We start from the raw sequence: 19,594 nt of genomic DNA, 5'->3' as shown, positions 1-19,594 counted from the left end.
CTGTGACCACTGATCTATCGGCTCCCCCTTCCACGGGGAGCACGACGACGGCGGGCCGGGGCGAAAGCCCCCGCCCGCCTTTCGGCGTTTCCGTGGTGTCCATCCTGGCGGTGCTGATTGCACTGTTTTCCCTCGTCCCGCTGGGCTACGTCGTCTACATGACGGCCGTGACCGGGTGGGACACCGCCGTCGAACTGATTTTCCGGCCGCGCGTCGGCGAGCTCCTGCTCAACACCGTGCTGCTGATGGTGGTGACTGTGCCGCTCTGCCTTGTCCTGGGTGTCGGCGGCGCCTGGCTGGTGGAACGCACCCAGCTGCGCGGCCACAAAATCTGGGCCGTGCTGCTGGCGGCGCCGCTGGCCATCCCCGCGTTTGTGAACAGCTACGCCTGGGTTTCTGCCATCCCGTCGCTGGAGGGGCTCGGCTCCGGCGTCCTGATCGCCAGCCTCTCCTACTTCCCGCTCGTGTACATTCCGGCAGCCGCCACGCTCAGCCGCCTGGATCCTGCCATCGAACAGTCCGCCGCCGCGCTGGGGCTCGGCGCCTGGCGGGTCTTTTTCCGGGTGGTCCTGCCGCAGCTGCGCATCGCCATGACCGGCGGCGCGCTCCTGGTGGGCCTTCACCTGCTCGCCGAGTACGGCGCCTTCGCCATGATCCGCTTTGACACCTTCACCACCGCGATCATGGTCCAGTATCAGTCCACCTTCAACGGCACAGCCGGAAATATGCTGGCGAGCGTCCTGGTGTTCTTCTGCCTGATCCTGCTGGTGGTGGAAGCCCGCGGCCGCGGCACAGCCCGCTACGCCCGGGTTGGCTCAGGTGCCCAGGCCAAGGCCCTGCGCCTGCCGCTGCACGCGTACCAGGCCCCCGCCCAGCTGGCGCTGCTTGCCCTGACGGCCCTGGCGTTCGGCCTTCCGCTGTTCTTCGTCCTGCGCTGGATCGCCGCCGGCGGCCCGGCCATCTGGGCGGCGGACGAGTTCCTGCCGGCTCTCCTGACCACCCTCGGCTACGGCCTGGCCGGCGCCGCAGTGACCACCATCGTCGCGTTCCCCATGGCCTACCTTGCAGTGCGCCACCCCAGCTGGTTCAGCAAATCCCTGGAGCTCTCCAACTACGTCACCAGTTCCCTGCCCGGGATCGTGGTGGGCCTCGCATTCGTGACGGTCAGCATCCGGCTGGTTCCCGGCGTGTACCAGAGCGCGGGTCTGCTGGTAGCCGCCTACGTCCTGCTGTTCCTGCCGCGGGCGCTGGTCAACCTCCGCGCCGGCCTGGCCCAGGCCCCCAAGGAACTGGACGAGGCCGCCCAGGCCCTGGGCAAACCGCCGCTTCTCTCCTTCATCCGGGTGACCTTGCGGCTCACGGCTCCGGCTGCCGCCGGCGGAGCCGCCCTGGTGTTCCTCGCGATCGCCAACGAGCTCACCGCCACCTTGCTCCTCTCCCCCAACGGGACCCGGACGCTCGCCACCGAATTCTGGTCCAAGAGCAGCGAGATCGATTACGCCGGCGCAGCCCCTTACGCCCTGCTGATGATCCTGCTCTCGGCGCCCATGACCTACCTGCTCTTCCAACAGTCCAAGAAAGCGGCCGGACAGTGACCGAACAATCCCCCTCCAGGCGTCCCGGACCCCGGATCGCGGCCTCGGTGGCGCCCAGCACCAACAGCCACCTGACCATCACCGATGTCACCAAGAATTTCGGCTCCCAGGCCGTCCTCAAAGGCGTCAACCTGTCCGTGGCCAAGGGCAGCACCACGGCGATCGTGGGACCATCCGGCTCAGGCAAAACCACCCTGCTGCGGCTGATCGCGGGCTTCGAGCACCCGGCCACTGGCAACATTTCCCTCAACGGTTCCAAGGTTGCCGGCGACGGCGTCTGGCTGCCGGCCCACAAACGCCACATCGGATACGTGGCCCAGGACGGCGCCCTCTTTCCGCACCTGAGCGTGGGCCAGAACATCGCGTTCGGCCTGGACGCGCGCAAACTTCCCGGCGGCCGCAGCGCCGTGCAGGCTCGGATCAGCGAACTCCTGGCGATGGTCTCCCTGGACGAGGGCATGAGCCGGCGGCGGCCGCACCAGCTCTCCGGCGGTCAGCAGCAGCGTGTGGCCCTGGCGCGCGCGCTGGCCCGCGAACCCGAACTGATGCTGCTGGATGAGCCGTTCTCAGCCCTGGACGCAGGCCTCCGGGTGGCCACTCGGCGCGCCGTCGCCAAGGTCCTGGCGGAGGCCGGCGTCACCACCATCCTGGTCACCCACGACCAGGCCGAAGCCCTGTCCTTCGCCGACCAGGTGGCCGTCATGCGCGGCGGCAAGCTGGCCCAGATCGGCAACCCGTTTGTGGTCTACACCAAGCCCGTTGACCGGGAGACCGCCGAGTTCCTGGGTGACGCCGTCATCCTGGATGCCTGGATGGAAGGCACGCTGGCCACCTGCTCGCTGGGCGGAATCCCCGTCCGCCGCCCGCCGGCCCAAGGCCTTGTGCAGCTGATGCTCCGGCCCGAGCAGATCCGCATCGCCGAGGACGGCCCCATCCGCGGCGTGGTGGTTGACACTGATTACTTCGGCCCGGAAACCACCGTCCGGTTGAAACTCGCGGTGCCCCCTGAACTCGCTAACGGCACCGATCACCGCTACCCCGGCGGCGGCGAGATCATCACCATCCGGCACTGGAACGCTTCGATCGCGAGGCCGGGCATGGAACTCTGCCTCCGGGTGGTGGGTGAAGGCGTGGCATTTCCCCTCGATCCCGCCGCTGCCTGAGCCGGTCCTGTTGGTGACTTGGCCCGTCACCGGCGTCAGGGGTCAACAGGAGGCTTCTTCTTCTGCGGGTACAGCGTCTCGCCGCGGGCCAGCATCTCCACGTAGGAGGCGATCCGGGCCGCCCGGGTCTCCGGCTTCTTGGCGGTGACCGTCCGGTAGATCATCGCGTACCGGTTTACCGAGGTGAGGACCTCGAACATCGCCTGCGCCGCCGGGACTGCGGCTATGGCGGCAGCCAGGTCCGCTGGAAACTCTGCCGTGCCCTGCCCGCCATAAGCTGCGTCCCAACGGCCGTCGGCTTTGGCGCTTTCGACGGCGGCCCGGCCGGCGGCCGTCATCCTGCCTTCGGCTTCCAGCCGCGCGACGATCCCCACGTTGCGGGCGGACCAGGGACTCCTGCGGACCCGGCGGGTCATCCGCTGGAAGTAGCTCCCGGCGTCGCGCTTTCTGACCTGGCCATCGATCCATCCGAAGCACAGCGCCTCATCGAGGGCGGCGTCATAGTCCAGTTCAGTGACGTTGCCGCCCTTCTTGTGGAGAACCAGCCACACGCCGGGACTGTCTGTGTGGTTGTTTTCCAGCCACCGCCGCCACGCTGCCGCATCCGGCACCAGCAATTCCTCCAGTTCAATGGCCATGGCCCTATTCTGCCTGCCACTTGACCGCCAACGGGACTGTTCCGGCCGATTCACCGCGTGGCATGATGGCCCTGTCTGCCCGTTTGACGATGCGAGGAGAAACCCATGCTGCGTGTCCGCCCCATCCACTTCACGTCCCGCCCGGACGCGTGGGAGGAACTCCTGACAGCCCTGGGTATGGCCAAGACTGTTGATGAGGGCCCATGGCGGGAGTTCGACTCCGGTGCCGGCCGGCTGGCGCTGCATCTGGCCGAGGCAGGCGCAGCTGATGACGGCACAACGGCCCTCGGCGTTGAGGTACGCGATCTGGCCGAGTTCGCGCGGCGCACCAACCTCGCCGCAGATGAATCCGGAACCACCACCGCCGAACTCATCACTGTGGACCACGGCGAGTCGTGCCGCGTCACCAGCAAGGACGGCTTGAGCTTTCTGGCGGACAAAGGGGCCGAGGGCGCGGTTGCCACGGAGGCTGACCCGGCCCTCACCGTCGTCGGGGTATGGTTCACCGCCGATCCAGGCGCGGCGGCTGTGACGCTGCAGGACATCGGGGCTCTCTTCCGTCCTGTCCCGGATGCTGACGAAACGGCCGACTTCACCGCCAAGAACGGCGGGGTGCTGATGGTTCGCCCCGCGTCCGGCAACCCGCGGTCCGGCCTGGGATTCGAGTACGACGGCGATCTGCGCACCGTGCGGGACCGGCTCACCGCTGCGGGTATCGCCGTGTCCGAGACGGAGGAGGCCTTCGCCAGGACGCTGCACGTGGCCCACCCGGATGCGGCGGACCGTTCCGGCAGCACCGATGCCCACGTCCCGCCCACCCTCTGGATTTCCCAGCGGCTCGCCACGCAATAATCGAAAGGTGAGATTTCACCGCTTTCAGCGACGCTTTACGCCGAGAGCTCACTCCTCACCGGCCCGTCCCTGTCCGATGGGGTAGAACTTAACCATGAACGTTCGCACTCCTGACCCGAATCCCGGCTGGCTTTCCGAAGAAGACCTCTTTGAGGCCCGCGGGAGGCTCCCCATGATCTATGTGGAAGCCGTTCCGGTCAGGCTGGATCCGCTGGGATTCGTGAACGAGGTGGGCACGCTGCTGCAGGCCGATGAAGACGGCACCATGATCCGGTCACTGGTTTCGGGCCGCGTGATCTACCGCGAGACGGTCCGCGCCGCGCTCCTGCGCCACATGGAGAAGGACCTCGGGCCCCTCGCCTTTCCCCAGCTCCCCATCAGCCCGGTGCCCTTCACCGTGGCCGAATACTTCCCCGCCCCGTCCCACACCGGCTTCACCGACGACCGCCAACACGCCGTCTCGCTGGTCTACGTCATTCCCGTAACCGGCGAATGCGAACCGCGCCAGGACGCCCTGGAACTGACCTGGATGACACCGGAGGAAGTGCTCAGCCCCGACGTCCAGCTCGAGTTCAGCGGCGGCCGCGGCGCCCTCATCCGTCAGGCACTGGCCTTCGCCGGGGTGGGCTTCTAAGCCCCGCGCGCGTTCCCCGGGGTCCCCGACTTCCGGCCCCTGCCTCAGTAGACTGTAGGGCGGACCGCAAGAGAATTTAAGGACTTTCATGACCGAAACCCCAGCCTCCCGGTACTACAGCGAACAGCAGGCTGGATCTCTGACCACCGGCGATCAACTCCTCCTGCCGGACGGTGAACGGACCGCGGAAATCCAGCAGGTGGAGCTCGAATCCGATGACTACGGCGTTCCCGCAGTGGTCCTGGCCAGCCTCTCCGGCGGCGGCACAGTGCGCATCGCCGCAGGCTCCGACGTCAAGATCCTGAACACCGCCGTCATTGACGAAACGCCCGACGCCGGCACACCTCTGTCGTTGGCCGCGGAACCTCCCGCGGCGGAACCGGAGGAAGCCCCGGCGGCTCCCGCCGTCGTCGTACCTCCCCTGCCTGCCATCCCGCCCGCCGTGAGCGGGCCAACCGCCGCAGAGCTTGCCCGCATCCCTGAGCCGCAGGGCACGCCGGAAGCTGTTGTGGAGGCTGCGGCCGAAGCCCACCCGGATGCCGTGGGGGTGCTGCTGCTGGCGGACAAATTGACCAAGGGCATCAACTTCAAGTCGGGCAGCTGCCTCAAGGACCTCAGCGACCTGGCCCACGAACTCTTCATCACGCTCAAGGATCCTGAGGGGGCGCTGGCTGTCGCGGACCTGCTCAACGTCCTGGCGTACGACGGAAACCCTGGGAGGTGGGCGTCCGTGGAGGCCTCGCTCGCCCTGTCCAGCTATATCTGCCGCCAGGACCGGCAGGAGGACCGCGCCGAGGTGTACGAGAAACTCCTGCGTACGCCCGAAAACCAGGAAACGGACCCGTTCAAGGCACGGATGAGCGCCAAAATCCGCCAGCGTTCCCTGAACGAACCGAACCTGTATGACAAGGAAATCTTCCGGTCCATCGACAACTCCAACCACGAGGCCGAGCGGGAATGGCGGTTGCTGCGGCTGGAGTCCCTGCTCTTCCTGCGGGCGCACGGCGGATCGGAAACCATCGGTGCCGGCGAGCTCCAGCGCCGGATCAGCAACGAACTCGAGGCCGTCAGGGCCTGAGCGGTCAGGATGAGGGGAATTACCCCTACCCGGGGTAGCGCCGGAGTTGTACATTCGGGCTATGACGAACAATCTGAGCGTAGTAATCAATGCTGATGCGCCGCAGGTTTGGACCATGCTGCGCGAACCTGCCAAAGTAGCGCAGTGGCACGGCTGGGACGCCGACGAACTGGCCGCCGAGATCAACGAAATCTACTTCCACAAGGACGTGGTCGAAGCGCCGGACCACACCAGCCTGACCACCCATGGCGGGGATGCCTTCGACCTGAAGCCCGTGCCCGGCGGGACATTGGTCAGCGTCACCCGGGCAGCGCTGGACCACAACTCCGAATGGGCGGCCTGGGACGAGGACATCACCCAGGGCTGGCTGACCTTCCTCCAGCAGCTCCGGTTCGCCCTGGAGCGCCATCCCCACGGCAACCGGCACACCCTGTTCTTCGAGTTCCCCGGCGGGAAAAGCTCCGCCATCGAAAAACTGGGACTGTCCGGGGTGCCTGCGCCCGGGGAGCCGTACGAGCTGACGCTGGGGACCGGCGAGGAGATCTCGGGCAAGGTCTGGTACCGCACCAACCATCAGGTTGGCCTGACCGTCCACAGCTATGCGGAGCACGGGGACGGCCTGCTGATCGTTGCCGACCAGCCCGTCATCGAGGACGTCCGGCCCGAGGGCGGATCCCTGGTCATCGTCTCCACGTACGATCTGGGCGCCCACAAGCTGGAGACCATCAACTCGCTCTGGGATGGCTGGCGGGCTGAGAACTACCCCACATCAAACGCGCTCCACTGAGGGAACGGGGCTGATAGCTGGCACACTGGAACCGTGCCAGCCAACCCGTCCTCAGCCATGCCCGCCACCGCTACTTCCACTCCCCCGGGGGCGGCTGACCAGTCGCAGTTCTCCTTCACCGTTGGCACCCGCCTGGCCGAGCGCTGTGCGCCGTCGTCCGCCCAGGAATCTGCCAACGGCGGCGAATTCCTCGGCCGCACGGGAACCATCACCACGCCGCACGGTGAGATCCAGACGCCTGCGTTCATCGCCGTCGGGACCAAAGCCACCGTAAAGTCCGTCCTGCCCGAGTCCATGGCGGAACTCGGCGCGCAGGCGCTGCTGGCCAACGCGTACCACTTGTACCTTCAGCCGGGCGCGGACATCCTGGATGAGGCCGGCGGGCTGGGCGCCTTCATGAACTGGCAGGGCCCCACCTTCACGGACTCCGGCGGGTTCCAGGTGATGAGCCTGGGCTCGGGGTTCAAGAAGGTCATCGACATGAAGACTGTGCCTGCGGCGGACGCGGCCCTCCCGGACGACGCCGTAGCCCCCGGCAAGGAGCGCCTGGCCCACATCGACGACGACGGGGTCTGGTTCAAATCGCACCTCAACGGCGACCGGCACCGCTTCTCCCCCGAGATCTCCATGCAGGTCCAGCACCATATCGGCGCGGACATCATGTTCGCCTTCGACGAGCTGACCACGCTCCAGAACTCCCGCGGCTACCAGGAGGAGTCGCTGGAGCGGACCCGGCTGTGGGCTTTGCGTTGCCTGGCCGAGCACTTCCGGCTGACCTCCTCCCGGGTGGGCAAGCCGTACCAGGCCCTGTTCGGCGTGATCCAGGGCGCCCAGTACGAGGACCTTCGCCGTAAGGCCTGCCGGGACCTCGGCGCCATGGACTTCGACGGGTACGGGATCGGCGGTGCACTCGAGAAGGAGAACCTGGGCACGATTGTCCGCTGGTGCAACGAGGAGCTGCCGGAGGACAAGCCGCGGCACCTGCTGGGTATTTCCGAACCGGACGATATCTTCACCGCCATCGAGAACGGCGCGGACACCTTTGACTGTGTCTCGCCCACCCGGGTGGCACGGAACTCGGCCTTTTACACACCCCAGGGCCGCTTCAACCTGTCCGGCGCCAAGTACAAGCGCGATTTCGGACCCCTCCAGGACGGCTGCGACTGCTACGCCTGCGCCAACTACTCCCGCGCCTACATTCACCACCTGTTCAAGGCCAAGGAGATGCTCTCGGCCACGCTGATTTCGATCCACAACGAACGCTTTGTGGTGAAGATGGTGGACGACGCCCGGCTGGCCATCGAGTCCGGCACCTTCTTCAACTTCAAGGCCGAGACCCTGGCGCAGTACTACTCCTGAGCGGGCTTCCGTGCCGCCATTGCCCGCCGCGCCATTTCGACGGTTCCCTGCCCACTCGACGGCTGTAACCATCGTGTGCGCAGGGAACCGTCGAACCGGGCTTGTCCACATAGCCACTCCACGGCCTTCCCGCGGCCATGGTGACCGGCGGAAGCTGGGTCCATGGCGAAGAAAACAAGCCGCGGCCTTCCGGTTGGACTGGACCTGTGGCGGACCGGGGAGCTGCTGGAGGCGGGCCTCAACGCACGGGCCATCGCTGCACTGGTCCGGTCCCAGGACCTGGTCCGGCTCCGACGCGGCTGCTATATCCGCGGCAGCATCTGGGCGGAACAGAAACCATGGGTGCGCAGCCGGCAGCTGATCGCGGCTCATGCCCACGGAACGCTTACGACGTCGGGCGGGGGCTTTGTGTACAGCCACACCTCGAGTGCCCGCCTCCATGCGCTGTACCTCTGGGACGTCGACGACCTCGTCCACATCACCCAGCAGACCTGTCCCTCACGCGTGTCCCACGGCAAGGACGTCGTGGCACATACGCGGATGCTGGAGGCCGGGGACATCACGTTCGTGGACGGCCTGCCCTGCACATCGCTGGAGCGGACTGTGGTGGATTGCTGCGTCATGCTGAACTACAGGCAGTCCCTGATCCTGATGGACCACGCCCTGCGGAAAGGCGCCGACGTCGTGAAGCTCCGGACCATGTGCTCTGCATTGACTGGAAGAAACGGCGTCCTGGCCCTCCGCCGGGCACTCGAAAACAGCGATGCCCGGTCCGAATCTCCCGGCGAAACGCTTTCCCGCGAACTTCTCCACCGGCTCTGCATCGAGCCACCCGAGCTGCAAGTGGTGGTGTGGTCCGCGGCGGGCCGGCACCGCCTGGACTTCGCGTGGCGGGACAAGAAAGTGGCCTTGGAATTTGACGGCAAGGTGAAGTACTTCGACTATCAGCCCACGGACGAGGCCATCTTCGCCGAACGTCAGCGCGAAAAGGCCTTGATGGCCCTCGGCTGGACCTTCATCCGGGTCGAGTGGAAACACCTTTTCCGCGAACAGGAGTTCAAGACGGCCGTGCTCCGGGCCTTCCGGAGGCAAGCAGCTGCCTAACGTCGGCCCATTTCGCTGGTTCCCTGCACACTCGACGGCTGCAGACGTCGTGTGCGCAGGGAACCGTCGAAACGGCGCGGCGGCACTGCCGGGCGGGTGGCGGGGGTTGCTACGCGCCGTAGCTCGGTTCGCGCTTCTTGATCCAGCCGATCACCAGCGAGGTCACCGGAACGAAGAGGAACTCCACCAAGGTCTTGTAGACGAAGCCCACCACCACGTAGTTCAGGAACGTGCCGAAGTCAGTGATTCCGATGACGGAGGCCGCGATGCTGCAGAAAATCAGGGTGTCCACGAATTCGCCGGCGCCGGACGAGCCCATCAGCCGCGCCCACAGGGACTTCTCCCCCGAGCGCGCCTTCATCTTCACCAGGATCCACGAGTTGATGGTCTGGCCCGCCAGGAATGCCAGCAGCGAGGCGAGGACAATCTGCGGGACCGGGCCCAGCGCGACCTCAAGGGCGGCCTGCTTGGAGGTGCCGAACTCGTCGTCGAAACCGGGCAGGGCGATGATCACCCAGTAGCAGACCGAGGCGAAGACCGAGAGGGCGAAAGTTGTGAAGATGGCTTTGCGGGCCACCTTGAAGCCGTAAACCTCGCTGATCACATCACCCAGGATGTAGGCCAGCGGGAACAGGAAGAAGCCGCCGTCGGTGATGATCGGGCCGATCGCCACACCCTTGGATGCGCCGATGTTGGACAGGATCAGCACCACAGCCATAAAAGCCAGCATGATGCCGAAGTAGGGCGATCCGATTGATGCGAATTTCGGCGCAGGCCGTGCGGAGTTGTCGAGCTTGAGGGCGTCAGGGCCCGAGGGGGAAGGCATGGGGATTCCGTTTCGTAGTGGTTCGCTCGGGTCTCCGCGTCATCCAAGGGGAGGTGCGGGACGCCGGCTGTATTAGCACTGTCACGCCATTCTCCCACCGAACAGGCACACCTCTTCCATCGACCAGGGACCGCTCTATTTTGAACACGTTCAGTTTCATGGCACACTAATTTTGAACACGTTCAAAAGGAGGAAGCATGGCAGCCAAGAGTGAACAGACCAGGCAACGGGTGGCTGACGTGGCACTTCGGATGTTCCGCGAGGTCGGCTTCGAGAAGACCACCATGCGGGCCATCGCGGCGGAGGCCGGGGTCTCTGTGGGTAACGCCTACTACTATTTCGCCTCCAAGGACGATCTGGTCCAGGAACTCTACGTCCAGGTCCAGGCCGAGCACGCCGCCAAAGCGAACGAGGCACTCGAAGGCCTCAAGGACCTGGGCAGCCGGCTCAAATCCACCCTTCACACCGGGCTGGACGTCATGGCGCCCTACCACCAGTTCGGTGCGGACTTCGTGGCCACCGCCATCCGGCCCACCTCCGCCGTCAACCCCTTCGCAGGAGAGTCGACGGCGGCCCGGGAGGCATCGGTCGCCATCTTCCGGGCGGCAGTAGAGGGCTCCAGCCCGCCGGCTCCGAAGAAGCTTCGCGGGGAGCTGCCGGAACTGCTCTGGCTCGCCTACATGGGCATCGCGTTGTTCTGGGTCTACGACACCTCCGAGGACCAGCGGGGGACCCGGAAGCTAGTAGACGGCGTTGTCCCGCTGATCACCCGGGGCCTGTCACTGGCACGGATTCCGGGCGTCAACAGGATGCTTGACGACGTCCTGAACCTGAGCCGCAGCATCCGGAACTGAACACCATGGGGAAAGAGATGACCACAACAAACACCGTGGTGCTCGCCGGGGCTTCGGGCTTCATCGGCACCTACCTCCGGGACCGCTTCGAGCGGGACGGCTGGACGGTGCGCACTATCGGCCGCCGGCCGGCAAAGAACGCAGCCGAGTCGGCGAACTGGAACGACGACGGCGCCATCACCCGGGTTCTGGACGGCGCCGACCTCTTGGTGAACCTCGCGGGACGGTCCGTGAACTGCCGCTACAACGCCCGGAACAGGGCGGCCATCCTTGGTTCCCGTGTCTCCACCACTGAGGCACTTGGCCGCGCTCTCGCACGATGCCAAGCGCCGCCGTCGGCCTGGCTTAACGCCAGCACCGGAACCATCTACCGGCATGCGGCCGACCGGCCGCAGACAGAGTCCGACGGCGAACTGGGCACCGGTTTCTCGGTGGACGTGGCCCGTGCCTGGGAAGGCGCACTGGAAGCTGCCCCCACGCCCGGGGTGCGGAAAATCGCGTTGAGGATCGCCATCGTCCTGGGCCCGGACGGCGGCGCCTTGCGCCCATTCGCCGTCCTGGCGCGGCTTGGCCTGGGCGGCCACATGGGCTCCGGCCGCCAGAAGTTCAGCTGGATCCACGTGGCGGACGTGTACCGCTGCATCCTCTTCCTCCACTCACGGGCGGACATTTCCGGTCCGGTGAACGTGGCCTCCCCGGACGTGGTGGACAACCGAGAATTGATGCAGCTGGTCCGGCGTGCCTATGGGGCGCGGCTGGGTATCCCGACTCCGGCCTGGCTCCTGCGGCTGGGGGCCGTGCTGATCCGAACCGACACTGAGCTCGTGCTGAAAAGCCGGTGGGTGCAGCCACAGAAGCTCCTTGAGGCGGGGTTCTCGTTCCGCCACCCTGAGCTGGGGCGCGCGCTGCTCGCAATCGCCAAGGGAACGCCATGAACAGCACGCACCGCGTGACGTTCGGCCCGGATGGCAGGATGGAACCATGACTTTCGCTTCAACTGACTCCCAGTCCTCAGCCGCGGCTCCCGCCGTGGCCCCCGCCGTCGTCCTGACCATCGCGGGGTCCGAAGCCACGGGCGGCGCCGGAGCCCAGGCCGATCTGAAAACCTTCCAGGAGTTGGGCGTCTTTGGCATCGCCAACCTGACGTGCATCGTTTCCTTCAACCCGAACGACAACTGGAACCACCGCTTTGTGCCTGTGGACCAGCAGGTCATCGCGGACCAACTGGAAGCCACCACGGCGGCCTATGGGCCGGTCCTGGACGCCGTGAAGATCGGCATGCTGGGCAGCCCGGCGACCATCAACACCGTCGCCACAGCACTGACGGACGCAGGGTTCCGCCATGTGGTCCTGGATCCGGTGCTCATCTGCAAGGGCCAGGAGCCCGGCCATGCGCTGGACACCGACCTCGCCTTGAAGGCGCAGATCCTGCCGCTGGCCTCGTTCGTCACGCCCAACCATTTCGAAGCGGAGTCGCTGTCCGGGCTGGCGATCACCGACGTCGAATCCCTTAAGGCCGCAGCCATCCGCATTCACGAGCTCAGCGGCGCCGCAGTGCTCGCCAAGGGCGGCGTGCGGCTGGCAGGCCCGGACGCCGTCGACGTCTACTACGACGGCGAGACCCTCGAGGTGCTCAGCGCGCCCAAGGTGGGCGAGGTTGCGGTGTCCGGTGCAGGCTGCTCCCTTGCCGCGGCAGTGACAGCCGAGCTGGCAAAGGGCGCCACCCCGCTCGAGGCTGCCCGGACCGCCAAGGCCTTTGTTACGGCCGGCATCCGCAACCGGGTTGCCTCCGGGGCACCGTTCGACGCGCTCTGGCAGGGCGGCGCCCGCTAACCACTCCGCCCCAACAAAACGCTCTCTCACTAAATGCAGGTTTTTCCCCGACGCTCTCTCACCCGGGCGCCCTTCCACCAGCGTCAGGACCGGGGGTCGGCCACGATCCCCATAAAGAGCGGCAGGCCGGTCTCAATATGGACGATCTGGTAGTGGAAAGGCCGGTCGAAATTGATGGTCCGTTCGGGCTCTGCCGGTGCGCCGGATGCCATCCCGTTGATCTGGGTGACGGCGGCCGCGACAGTACCTTTTTCCGCCACGGTGATGTTGGCAGCCTGGGCGGCCTGGGTGATCTTCATGTCGGGCTGGATGTTGTTAAAGTCCTCCGCAGTGTTGAGGGTCTTGACGAGTCCCAGTGCCCCGAGGACCTTCCGCAGGTCAAAACTGGACTTGTGGTCCCAGCGGGGCAGCTGGATCCGCACTGATTCCAACGGGGACGCATCAAAGGTGTCTGCTATTTCCGTGAGCCTTTCAGCGGTCAAGGCCGCGGCGGCGGGGCGGTCCGGGGTACTGTTCGGGTCTTCCGGCAGGACCAGCCGCATGACGAAGCCATCGGCGTATGGCAGGTCCACGGCGCTCCAGCCGGCCCCCTCCGCGTACTTCATTTCAAGCTCGTTATGCATGGCGGGCGCCTCGATTTCCTCGCCGGCTGCCGTGGTGAAGGGCAGGTCAGAAGTGGCATTCGGGTCGAACGGATCGCTCCAGGCCGATGCGAAGTACAGGGCGTTCAGCAGGCTGAAGGTGTTCTCCGGATCGTACTTGGCGGGGGCCTCCTTGATCCGGCCGCCCGTGTTCCGGTTGACCCAGGCATCGATGGCCGGCTTCGTGGCCCCCTCATTGCGGAAGTCCACCGGATAGACGCCGGTTCCGTAGTGCCGGGCCAAGGTGTCCAGGAACGATTCACCGGTGGGTACGCCCTTGTCCACGAACAGCCCGTTGGCGGCGTGCATGACTGGTTTCCGCGGCGGGTTGTCCTCGTCCACGGAGCCGGGGTCGCCGTCGAACTTCTCCAATGAGCCGAGCACCGCGTTCATGGCTTCATCGCGTCTGTCCGCAGGGAATTTCAGGATGTTGTCCATCTCGGCGGCGCTCTCGCCGGACGCCCCCGCGCGGAGCATCGCCAAGGCAATCAGCAGGCTCGTGGGAGAGGACACCACGTTCCCCGTGAAGCCATCGCCGCCGTCGGTCAGCAGCGCCTCGCCGAGCCCAAACGCCGAAGCCCGGAAGGAACGTAGCTCGGCGGGGTAGTCCGCACGGTCCACTGAAACGCGCTCCACGCCGTCGGCCGTCAAGAGCTCAGGGGCGGGCGCCGAACACGCGGTGAGAGCCACCAGGGCGCCGGCCGTCGCGATTCTGGCCGCTCGGATGGTCTTCATCTTGTCCCCCTGAGACATGGTTGGCGCTGCACGCAGGACTCTGCCTGCCCTTTCAGTCAACCAGCCTGCCCGCCGCGGAACGATGCCCGTACGGTCACGGTTTGCCGTCGTTTCGGTATCGGAAGACGGACGACGGCGGGCGGCCACCCGCCGTCGTTGACTGATCGGTTGCTGCGCCGCCGCAGCCACCCCTGAAACGCTCTCTCACTCAATGCAAGAAAACGACCGATGCTCTCTCACTTTCGCCGGGAGAGTGAGAGAGCATCGTCGGAAAACCTGCAGGGAGTGATAGAGCGTCAGGCCCCGGAGTGCGCCTGGAGGAAGCTGTACACCTCGGTCTCGTCCACCCCGGGAAACGCGCCGGGCGGCATGGCAGCGAGCAGATGGGAGTGGGCGCGGGCCGAGGGCCAGGCATTCCCGGCCCAAGCGGTGGCCAGCTCCGCCGGCGGACGCTTGCAGCATTTCGGATCGGGGCACGTAGAGGTGGCCCGCGCGGTGGTCTCACGCCCACGGAACCACTTCACATGCTGGTACGGTACCCCGATCGACAGCGAGAACTCGCCGCTGGCCGAACGCTCAGTCCGCGCAGTACACCAGTACGTTCCTGACGGGGTGTCCGTGTACTGGCTGTAAGCGCTGAACTTATCCGGCACATCGAACACGGCCCGTGATGTCCAGGCCTTGCACGACGGCTGGCCCTCAATGGCGCCGGTGTGGTCCTGCGGGAACGTCACGCCGTCGTTTTCGTATGCCTTGTAGATGATGCCGCTCTGGTGCGTCTTCTGGAAGTGGGTGGTGATGCCCAGGTGTTTGGTGGCCAGGTTGGTGAAGCGGTGCGCGGCGGTCTCGTAGGAAACGGCGAAGGCGTCACGGATGTCCTCCACCGCGATTTCCTTGGCGGTCTTGGCTGTCTGCAGGAAATCCACGGTGGCCTGCTCCGGCAACAGCAACGCTGCCGCGAAGTAGTTGGTGGCCACCCGCTGGGCCAGGAAGTCGCCGTAGTTTTTGGGGGTCTCGTGGCCCAGGACGTAATGCCCCAAAGCCTGCAGCAGCACGGACCGGGGGTCGTGGTCCTGCCGCTGGCTCTGCGTGAGATAAATTCTGCGGTTCTTCAAATCGGTCACGGAGCGGGTGGAATGGGGCAGGTCACCCACGTGGTGCAGGCTGAATCCGAGCGTCTCGGCGATGTCCGCGATCACATGCTGGCTCAACGGTCCGGAGGTATAGCCGACGGCGGCAAGCACCTTCTGCGCCTCGGCCTCATACTCCGGGAAGTAGTTGCCGCGTTCGCGCATCATGGCACGCAGCTCGCCGTTCGCGCGTCTGGCCTCCTCCGGCGTCGCCACCTGCTCGTTCAGCTTCCGTTCGAGTTCGTGCAGCAGACCCACCTGGGCCTCCAGCACATCGAGCGGAAGCCGCGAGCTGATGCGGATTTTGGGCAGATTGAGGGACTCATAAAGAGGCCCGCGCTGGTAGCGTTCCAGCTCGATTTCCAAGGCCGCGCGGCGGCTGGGCGGTTCGGCCCCGAGCAGCTGGTCGATGCTCACATTGAAGGCGCCGGCCAGCCCCTGCAGCAGGGAGAGTTTGGGTTCCCGCTTGCCGTTCTCAATCAGGCTCAGCTGACTGGGGGCGGTCCCGACGGCGGCGCTTAGGTCATCGAGGGTGAAGCCGGCCTGCTTGCGCAGATGCCGCACCCGGCGGCCCAGGCTGATGACGTCCAGTTCAGGGGCGGCAGAGGACGACGACAACGGTGCGGCTTCACGATTCCAGCTTCCAGGCGACATTTCTTGAGGATACGCGAAGAAGTGCATTTCTTTCTAGTGTTTTCCTCTATCGAAGTGTTGTGAAGTGCTGAAAAGTAGTGATCACGGAAAGAAACACCGCACCGGGTCGCCGGCCGGAGCTGCAACGGAGCAGTTCCAGCCGGCGGATAAGCCCCGGAGCTCAATCAAGGAGATCAACGATGACTGCAGCTTTTGAGCCCACCCAGCAGACGCCCGAACAGCAGGCCGCCGCCTTGGAGCTCGAGTGGTCCGCCAACCCGCGTTGGGAAGGTGTAACCCGCGACTACAAGGCCTCCGACGTCGTCAAGCTCCGCGGCCGCGTCTCCGAAGAGCACACCCTGGCCCGCCGCGGTTCGGAGAAGCTGTGGAAGCAGCTCACCCAGGAACACAAGACCGGCGGCTACACCAACGCCCTGGGCGCCCTGACCGGCAACCAGGCCGTGCAGCAGGTCAAGGCCGGGCTTCGTGCCATCTACCTCTCCGGCTGGCAGGTTGCAGCGGACGCTAACAACTCCGGCCACACCTACCCGGACCAGTCCCTCTACCCGGCCAACTCCGTTCCCACCGTGGTCCGCCGCATCAACAACGCCCTGCTCCGCGCCGACCAGATCGAGTTCTCCGAGGGTGTCCAGACCGTTGAGGACTGGATGGTCCCGATCGTCGCCGACGCCGAGGCCGGCTTCGGTGGCCCGCTGAACGCCTACGAGCTCATGAAATCCATGATCCAGGCCGGCGCCTCAGGCGTTCACTGGGAAGACCAGCTCGCCTCGGAGAAGAAGTGCGGCCACCTCGGCGGCAAGGTCCTCATCCCCACCCAGCAGCACGTGCGGACCCTGAACGCCGCCCGCCTCGCCGCCGACGTCGCCGGCACCCCGTCCGTGGTCATCGCCCGCACCGACGCCGAGGCAGCCACCCTGATCACCTCCGACGTCGATCCCCGCGACCGGGAATTCGTCACCGGCGAGCGCACCCCGGAAGGCTTCTACAAGGTCCGCAACGGCATCGAACCCTGCATCGCCCGCGCCAAGGCCTACGCCCCGTACTCCGACCTCATCTGGATGGAAACGGGCACCCCCGACCTGGAGCTGGCACGCAAGTTCGCCGAGGCCGTCAAGGCCGAGTTCCCGGACCAGATGCTCTCCTACAACTGCTCCCCGTCCTTCAACTGGCGCAAGCACCTGGACGACGCCACCATCGCCAAGTTCCAGCGTGAACTCGGCGCCATGGGCTTCACGTTCCAGTTCATCACCCTGGCCGGCTTCCACGCCCTGAACTACTCGATGTTCGATCTCGCCCACGGCTACGCCCGTGAAGGCATGAGCGCCTACGTCGAGCTCCAGGAAAAGGAATTCGCCTCCGAATCCCGCGGCTACACCGCAACCAAGCACCAGCGCGAAGTCGGCACCGGCTACTTCGACGACATCGCAACTGCGCTCAACCCGAACGCATCCACCCTCGCCTTGGTCGGATCGACCGAAGAGGGCCAGTTCCACTAACACTTACCGTCCGACGGCGGCGCTCATCTCCGGCCTTCGGACCGGAATCGCTCTGCCTGCTATTCCCCACGTCCCGGTTTCGACCTCGCTGAGCGAGGACGGACCGGGACGCAGGGCCCCTTTTACGCAGGCTGCCGCGTTACCGGCTCCTCGGCCTTGTGCCTCAGTCGCCCACGTGCCGCCAACCGCCGTCGAACTCCCCTTTTCGTCTTTAAGGAGACAGAAATGAACAGCTTTACTGACGACTTCACGATCAACGGAATCACCATGACCGCGCAGCCCATCTGCCGGCAGAACGAGGTTCTTACTCCGGACGCTCTGGAGTTCGTCGCCAAACTGCACCGGGCAACTGCCGATCGCAGGCAGGAACTGCTGCAGGCACGGCGGACCCGGCGGGCCGAGATCGCCGCCGGCCAGGACCCCCGGTTCCTCCGGGCAACCGAGGATATCCGCAACGATCCTTCCTGGCGCGTCGCTCCCCCAGCGCCGGGCCTGGAGGACCGCCGCGTGGAAATCACCGGACCGGTGGACCAGAAAATGACCATCAACGCCCTGAATTCCGGGGCTAAGGTCTGGCTCGCGGACATGGAGGACTCCTCCACCCCCACCTGGCGCAACGTCATCAAAGGCCAGCTGAACCTCACCGACGCCCTGGAACGCCGGATCGATTTCACCTCCCCCGAGGGCAAGGAATACAAGCTCCGCCCCGCCGGCGAACTGCCCACGATCGTGGTCCGCCCCCGCGGCTGGCACCTGCCTGAGAAGCACATGATCATCGACGGCGCCCCGATCGCCGGCGGCATCGTGGACTTCGGTTTGTTCTTCTTCCACAACGCCCGCCGGCTCCTGGCCCAGGGCAAAGGCCCCTACTTCTACCTGCCCAAGATCGAGAACCACCTCGAAGCGCGGCTGTGGAACGACATCTTCATCCTCGCCCAGGACCTGCTCGGCATCCCGCAGGGCACCATCCGCGCCACAGTGCTCATCGAAACCATCACCGCCGCGTTCGAAATGGAGGAAATCCTCTACGAGCTGCGCGATCACGCCGCGGGCCTGAACGCCGGCCGCTGGGACTACATCTTCTCCCTGATCAAGAACTTCCGCACCCGCGGCCCCCGCTTCGTCCTCCCGGACCGCGGCCAGGTGACCATGACCCAGCCCTTCATGCGCGCCTACACCGAACAGCTGGTCCGGGCCTGCCACAAGCGCGGGGCCATGGCCATTGGCGGCATGGCAGCAGCAGTCCCCAACCGCAAGGACGAGGCCGCCAACACCAACGCCTTCGAGAAGGTCCGCGCAGACAAAACCCGCGAGGCCAACGACGGCTTCGACGGCTCCTGGGTGGCCCACCCCGACCTCGTTCCGGTCTGCCGCGAAGTGTTCGACTCCATCCTCGGCGAGCGCCCCAACCAGCTCGACCGCACCCGTGAGGACGTGATCCCGGACGACGCCGCCCTCATCAACGTGGCTGCCACTGAAGGGACCATCACGGAGCAGGGCATCCGGAACAACATCGAAGTAGGCATCCGCTACATCGAATCCTGGCTCCGGGGCAACGGTGCAGTGGCCATCCACAACCTCATGGAGGACGCCGCCACCGCCGAAATCTCCCGGTCCCAGCTCTGGCAGTGGATGTACGCCTCCGCCATCACCGATCATGGCGAAATCATCACCCACCACTGGATCGAGGAACTCCTGGACGAAGAGTTCGCACGGCTGGAACGCTTCGACGGTGACCGCTTTGAAGACGCCCGCGACATCTTCGAGGAAGTCACCCTCGCCCGGGACTTCCCGTCCTTCCTGACACTCCCCGCCTACGCCCGCTACCTCACGGAAGCCAAGACGAAGGCCTCCGCAGAGGAGCTCGCCGCAGCCTAAAGGCAGCAGCCGCATAGAATTCCGTCCGCCGGGCCGGCACGCCCTTCGCAACAGGAACCCCGAAATCCGGGGAGCCGGCCCGGCGACGGAACCACCCTCCAGCCCACCCCGTTGGGACGCTCTCTCACTTAACGCAAAAGATTCGACGACGCTCTCTCACTCTCTTAAAGAAAGTGAGAGAGCGTCGTCGTTTTTGTTGCAGGAACTGATAGAGCGTCAGCGTGGTCTCTGCAGGATCTGCCAAAGCGTCTGAAGGGGTGGGGGGACGGGGGCGCCGGGGGGGGGGGGGCCGCGGGGGGGGGGGAAGGCGAAGAACGCACGACGGCGGCGGGCCGGG

Annotated in this window: 17 protein-coding genes; 13 read left to right on the top strand and 4 right to left on the bottom strand. The window is 65.9% G+C overall.

Annotation, left to right across the window (positions count from 1 at the left end):
* Positions 1–2 precede the first annotated feature (2 nt).
* Together ACP7AX_RS15165 and ACP7AX_RS15160 are read left to right on the top strand one after the other, a co-directional pair.
* A complete protein-coding gene (locus tag ACP7AX_RS15165; RefSeq protein ID WP_426227486.1) occupies positions 3–1,595 on the top strand; it encodes an ABC transporter permease in 1,593 nt (530 codons plus the stop codon).
* Complete coding sequence (locus ACP7AX_RS15160) at positions 1,592–2,758, top strand: ABC transporter ATP-binding protein (RefSeq protein WP_426227483.1); 1,167 nt, start codon at positions 1,592–1,594, stop codon at positions 2,756–2,758. Before ACP7AX_RS15165 ends, ACP7AX_RS15160 begins: the two co-directional genes overlap by 4 nt.
* A 35-nt stretch (positions 2,759–2,793) precedes the next feature.
* Here ACP7AX_RS15160 and ACP7AX_RS15155 read toward each other — a convergent pair whose 3' ends face one another.
* Entirely contained in the window at positions 2,794–3,396 is a 603-nt protein-coding gene (locus ACP7AX_RS15155) for a YdeI/OmpD-associated family protein (protein ID WP_426227481.1), read from the bottom strand.
* 105 nt (positions 3,397–3,501) lie between these two features.
* Between ACP7AX_RS15155 and ACP7AX_RS15150 the strand changes: the two genes are divergently transcribed.
* The 6 genes from ACP7AX_RS15150 to ACP7AX_RS15125 all read left to right on the top strand — a co-directional run bounded on the left by ACP7AX_RS15150 (position 3,502) and on the right by ACP7AX_RS15125 (position 9,210).
* The gene (locus tag ACP7AX_RS15150) at positions 3,502–4,248 is read left to right on the top strand and encodes a VOC family protein (protein WP_426227479.1); all 747 of its coding nucleotides are present in this window, start codon (positions 3,502–3,504) and stop codon (positions 4,246–4,248) included.
* A gap of 94 nt (positions 4,249–4,342) precedes the next feature.
* Entirely contained in the window at positions 4,343–4,882 is a 540-nt protein-coding gene (locus tag ACP7AX_RS15145) for an NUDIX hydrolase family protein (RefSeq protein ID WP_108597822.1), read from the top strand.
* Between the two features lie 88 nt (positions 4,883–4,970).
* The gene (locus ACP7AX_RS15140) at positions 4,971–5,960 is read left to right on the top strand and encodes a DUF6707 family protein (protein ID WP_426227477.1); all 990 of its coding nucleotides are present in this window, start codon (positions 4,971–4,973) and stop codon (positions 5,958–5,960) included.
* Positions 5,961–6,021: 61 nt separating this feature from the next.
* A complete protein-coding gene (locus ACP7AX_RS15135) occupies positions 6,022–6,747 on the top strand; it encodes an SRPBCC domain-containing protein (RefSeq protein ID WP_426227475.1) in 726 nt (241 codons plus the stop codon).
* Between the two features lie 33 nt (positions 6,748–6,780).
* Positions 6,781–8,106 carry a tRNA guanosine(34) transglycosylase Tgt gene (tgt, locus tag ACP7AX_RS15130; RefSeq protein WP_426227473.1) on the top strand — a complete coding sequence of 442 codons (1,326 nt, stop codon included), beginning with the start codon at positions 6,781–6,783 and terminating at the stop codon, positions 8,104–8,106.
* 162 nt (positions 8,107–8,268) lie between these two features.
* On the top strand, positions 8,269–9,210 hold the full coding sequence (locus tag ACP7AX_RS15125; RefSeq protein ID WP_426227471.1) for a type IV toxin-antitoxin system AbiEi family antitoxin domain-containing protein: 942 nt from the start codon (positions 8,269–8,271) through the stop codon (positions 9,208–9,210).
* 109 nt (positions 9,211–9,319) lie between these two features.
* On the opposite strand, the gene ACP7AX_RS15120 is transcribed toward ACP7AX_RS15125, so the two are convergent.
* The gene (locus ACP7AX_RS15120) at positions 9,320–10,036 is read right to left on the bottom strand and encodes a queuosine precursor transporter (protein ID WP_131684551.1); all 717 of its coding nucleotides are present in this window, start codon (positions 10,034–10,036) and stop codon (positions 9,320–9,322) included.
* A gap of 197 nt (positions 10,037–10,233) precedes the next feature.
* Here ACP7AX_RS15120 and ACP7AX_RS15115 point away from each other — a divergent pair, with 197 nt between their 5' ends.
* The 3 genes from ACP7AX_RS15115 to ACP7AX_RS15105 are packed head-to-tail and all read left to right on the top strand — an operon-like array spanning position 10,234 to position 12,723.
* On the top strand, positions 10,234–10,890 hold the full coding sequence (locus tag ACP7AX_RS15115; protein WP_426227469.1) for a TetR/AcrR family transcriptional regulator: 657 nt from the start codon (positions 10,234–10,236) through the stop codon (positions 10,888–10,890).
* Between the two features lie 17 nt (positions 10,891–10,907).
* Positions 10,908–11,825 carry a TIGR01777 family oxidoreductase gene (locus ACP7AX_RS15110; RefSeq protein ID WP_426227467.1) on the top strand — a complete coding sequence of 306 codons (918 nt, stop codon included), beginning with the start codon at positions 10,908–10,910 and terminating at the stop codon, positions 11,823–11,825.
* A gap of 46 nt (positions 11,826–11,871) precedes the next feature.
* Complete coding sequence (locus tag ACP7AX_RS15105) at positions 11,872–12,723, top strand: hydroxymethylpyrimidine/phosphomethylpyrimidine kinase (protein WP_426227465.1); 852 nt, start codon at positions 11,872–11,874, stop codon at positions 12,721–12,723.
* A gap of 83 nt (positions 12,724–12,806) precedes the next feature.
* Here ACP7AX_RS15105 and ACP7AX_RS15100 read toward each other — a convergent pair whose 3' ends face one another.
* Positions 12,807–14,099: a serpin family protein gene (locus tag ACP7AX_RS15100; protein WP_426227463.1), complete on the bottom strand. Its 1,293-nt coding sequence runs from the start codon at positions 14,097–14,099 to the stop codon at positions 12,807–12,809.
* 296 nt (positions 14,100–14,395) lie between these two features.
* Positions 14,396–15,910, bottom strand: a complete 1,515-nt coding sequence (locus tag ACP7AX_RS15095) for a helix-turn-helix domain-containing protein (RefSeq protein ID WP_131684557.1) — start codon at positions 15,908–15,910, stop codon at positions 14,396–14,398.
* A gap of 152 nt (positions 15,911–16,062) precedes the next feature.
* On the opposite strand from ACP7AX_RS15095, the gene aceA reads away from it, so the two are divergent.
* Both aceA and aceB read left to right on the top strand, forming a co-directional pair.
* Positions 16,063–17,379 carry an isocitrate lyase gene (aceA, locus tag ACP7AX_RS15090; RefSeq protein ID WP_426227460.1) on the top strand — a complete coding sequence of 439 codons (1,317 nt, stop codon included), beginning with the start codon at positions 16,063–16,065 and terminating at the stop codon, positions 17,377–17,379.
* A gap of 225 nt (positions 17,380–17,604) precedes the next feature.
* Positions 17,605–19,257 (top strand): malate synthase A, encoded by a 1,653-nt coding sequence (gene aceB, locus ACP7AX_RS15085; RefSeq protein WP_426227458.1) that lies wholly within the window; start codon positions 17,605–17,607, stop codon positions 19,255–19,257.
* Positions 19,258–19,594: the final 337 nt, after the last annotated feature.

Origin of the sequence: Pseudarthrobacter sp. DSP2-3-2b1 (assembly GCF_049895945.1) — a bacterium.
Taxonomy (GTDB): Bacteria; Actinomycetota; Actinomycetes; order Actinomycetales; family Micrococcaceae; genus Arthrobacter.
This window is presented reverse-complemented; position numbering and strand designations above follow the sequence as displayed.

What these genes read in the sequence shown, in the direction of transcription:
- ACP7AX_RS15155 (WP_426227481.1), bottom strand. Translation starts at nt 3,396, where the DNA reads ATGGCCATTGAACTGGAGGAATTGCTGGTGCCGGATGCGGCAGCGTGG.
- ACP7AX_RS15150 (WP_426227479.1), top strand. Translation starts at nt 3,502, where the DNA reads ATGCTGCGTGTCCGCCCCATCCACTTCACGTCCCGCCCGGACGCGTGG.
- ACP7AX_RS15145 (WP_108597822.1), top strand. Translation starts at nt 4,343, where the DNA reads ATGAACGTTCGCACTCCTGACCCGAATCCCGGCTGGCTTTCCGAAGAA.
- ACP7AX_RS15140 (WP_426227477.1), top strand. Translation starts at nt 4,971, where the DNA reads ATGACCGAAACCCCAGCCTCCCGGTACTACAGCGAACAGCAGGCTGGA.
- ACP7AX_RS15135 (WP_426227475.1), top strand. Translation starts at nt 6,022, where the DNA reads ATGACGAACAATCTGAGCGTAGTAATCAATGCTGATGCGCCGCAGGTT.
- ACP7AX_RS15125 (WP_426227471.1), top strand. Translation starts at nt 8,269, where the DNA reads ATGGCGAAGAAAACAAGCCGCGGCCTTCCGGTTGGACTGGACCTGTGG.
- ACP7AX_RS15120 (WP_131684551.1), bottom strand. Translation starts at nt 10,036, where the DNA reads ATGCCTTCCCCCTCGGGCCCTGACGCCCTCAAGCTCGACAACTCCGCA.
- ACP7AX_RS15115 (WP_426227469.1), top strand. Translation starts at nt 10,234, where the DNA reads ATGGCAGCCAAGAGTGAACAGACCAGGCAACGGGTGGCTGACGTGGCA.
- ACP7AX_RS15110 (WP_426227467.1), top strand. Translation starts at nt 10,908, where the DNA reads ATGACCACAACAAACACCGTGGTGCTCGCCGGGGCTTCGGGCTTCATC.
- ACP7AX_RS15105 (WP_426227465.1), top strand. Translation starts at nt 11,872, where the DNA reads ATGACTTTCGCTTCAACTGACTCCCAGTCCTCAGCCGCGGCTCCCGCC.
- ACP7AX_RS15100 (WP_426227463.1), bottom strand. Translation starts at nt 14,099, where the DNA reads ATGAAGACCATCCGAGCGGCCAGAATCGCGACGGCCGGCGCCCTGGTG.
- ACP7AX_RS15095 (WP_131684557.1), bottom strand. Translation starts at nt 15,910, where the DNA reads ATGCACTTCTTCGCGTATCCTCAAGAAATGTCGCCTGGAAGCTGGAAT.
- aceA (WP_426227460.1), top strand. Translation starts at nt 16,063, where the DNA reads ATGACTGCAGCTTTTGAGCCCACCCAGCAGACGCCCGAACAGCAGGCC.
- aceB (WP_426227458.1), top strand. Translation starts at nt 17,605, where the DNA reads ATGAACAGCTTTACTGACGACTTCACGATCAACGGAATCACCATGACC.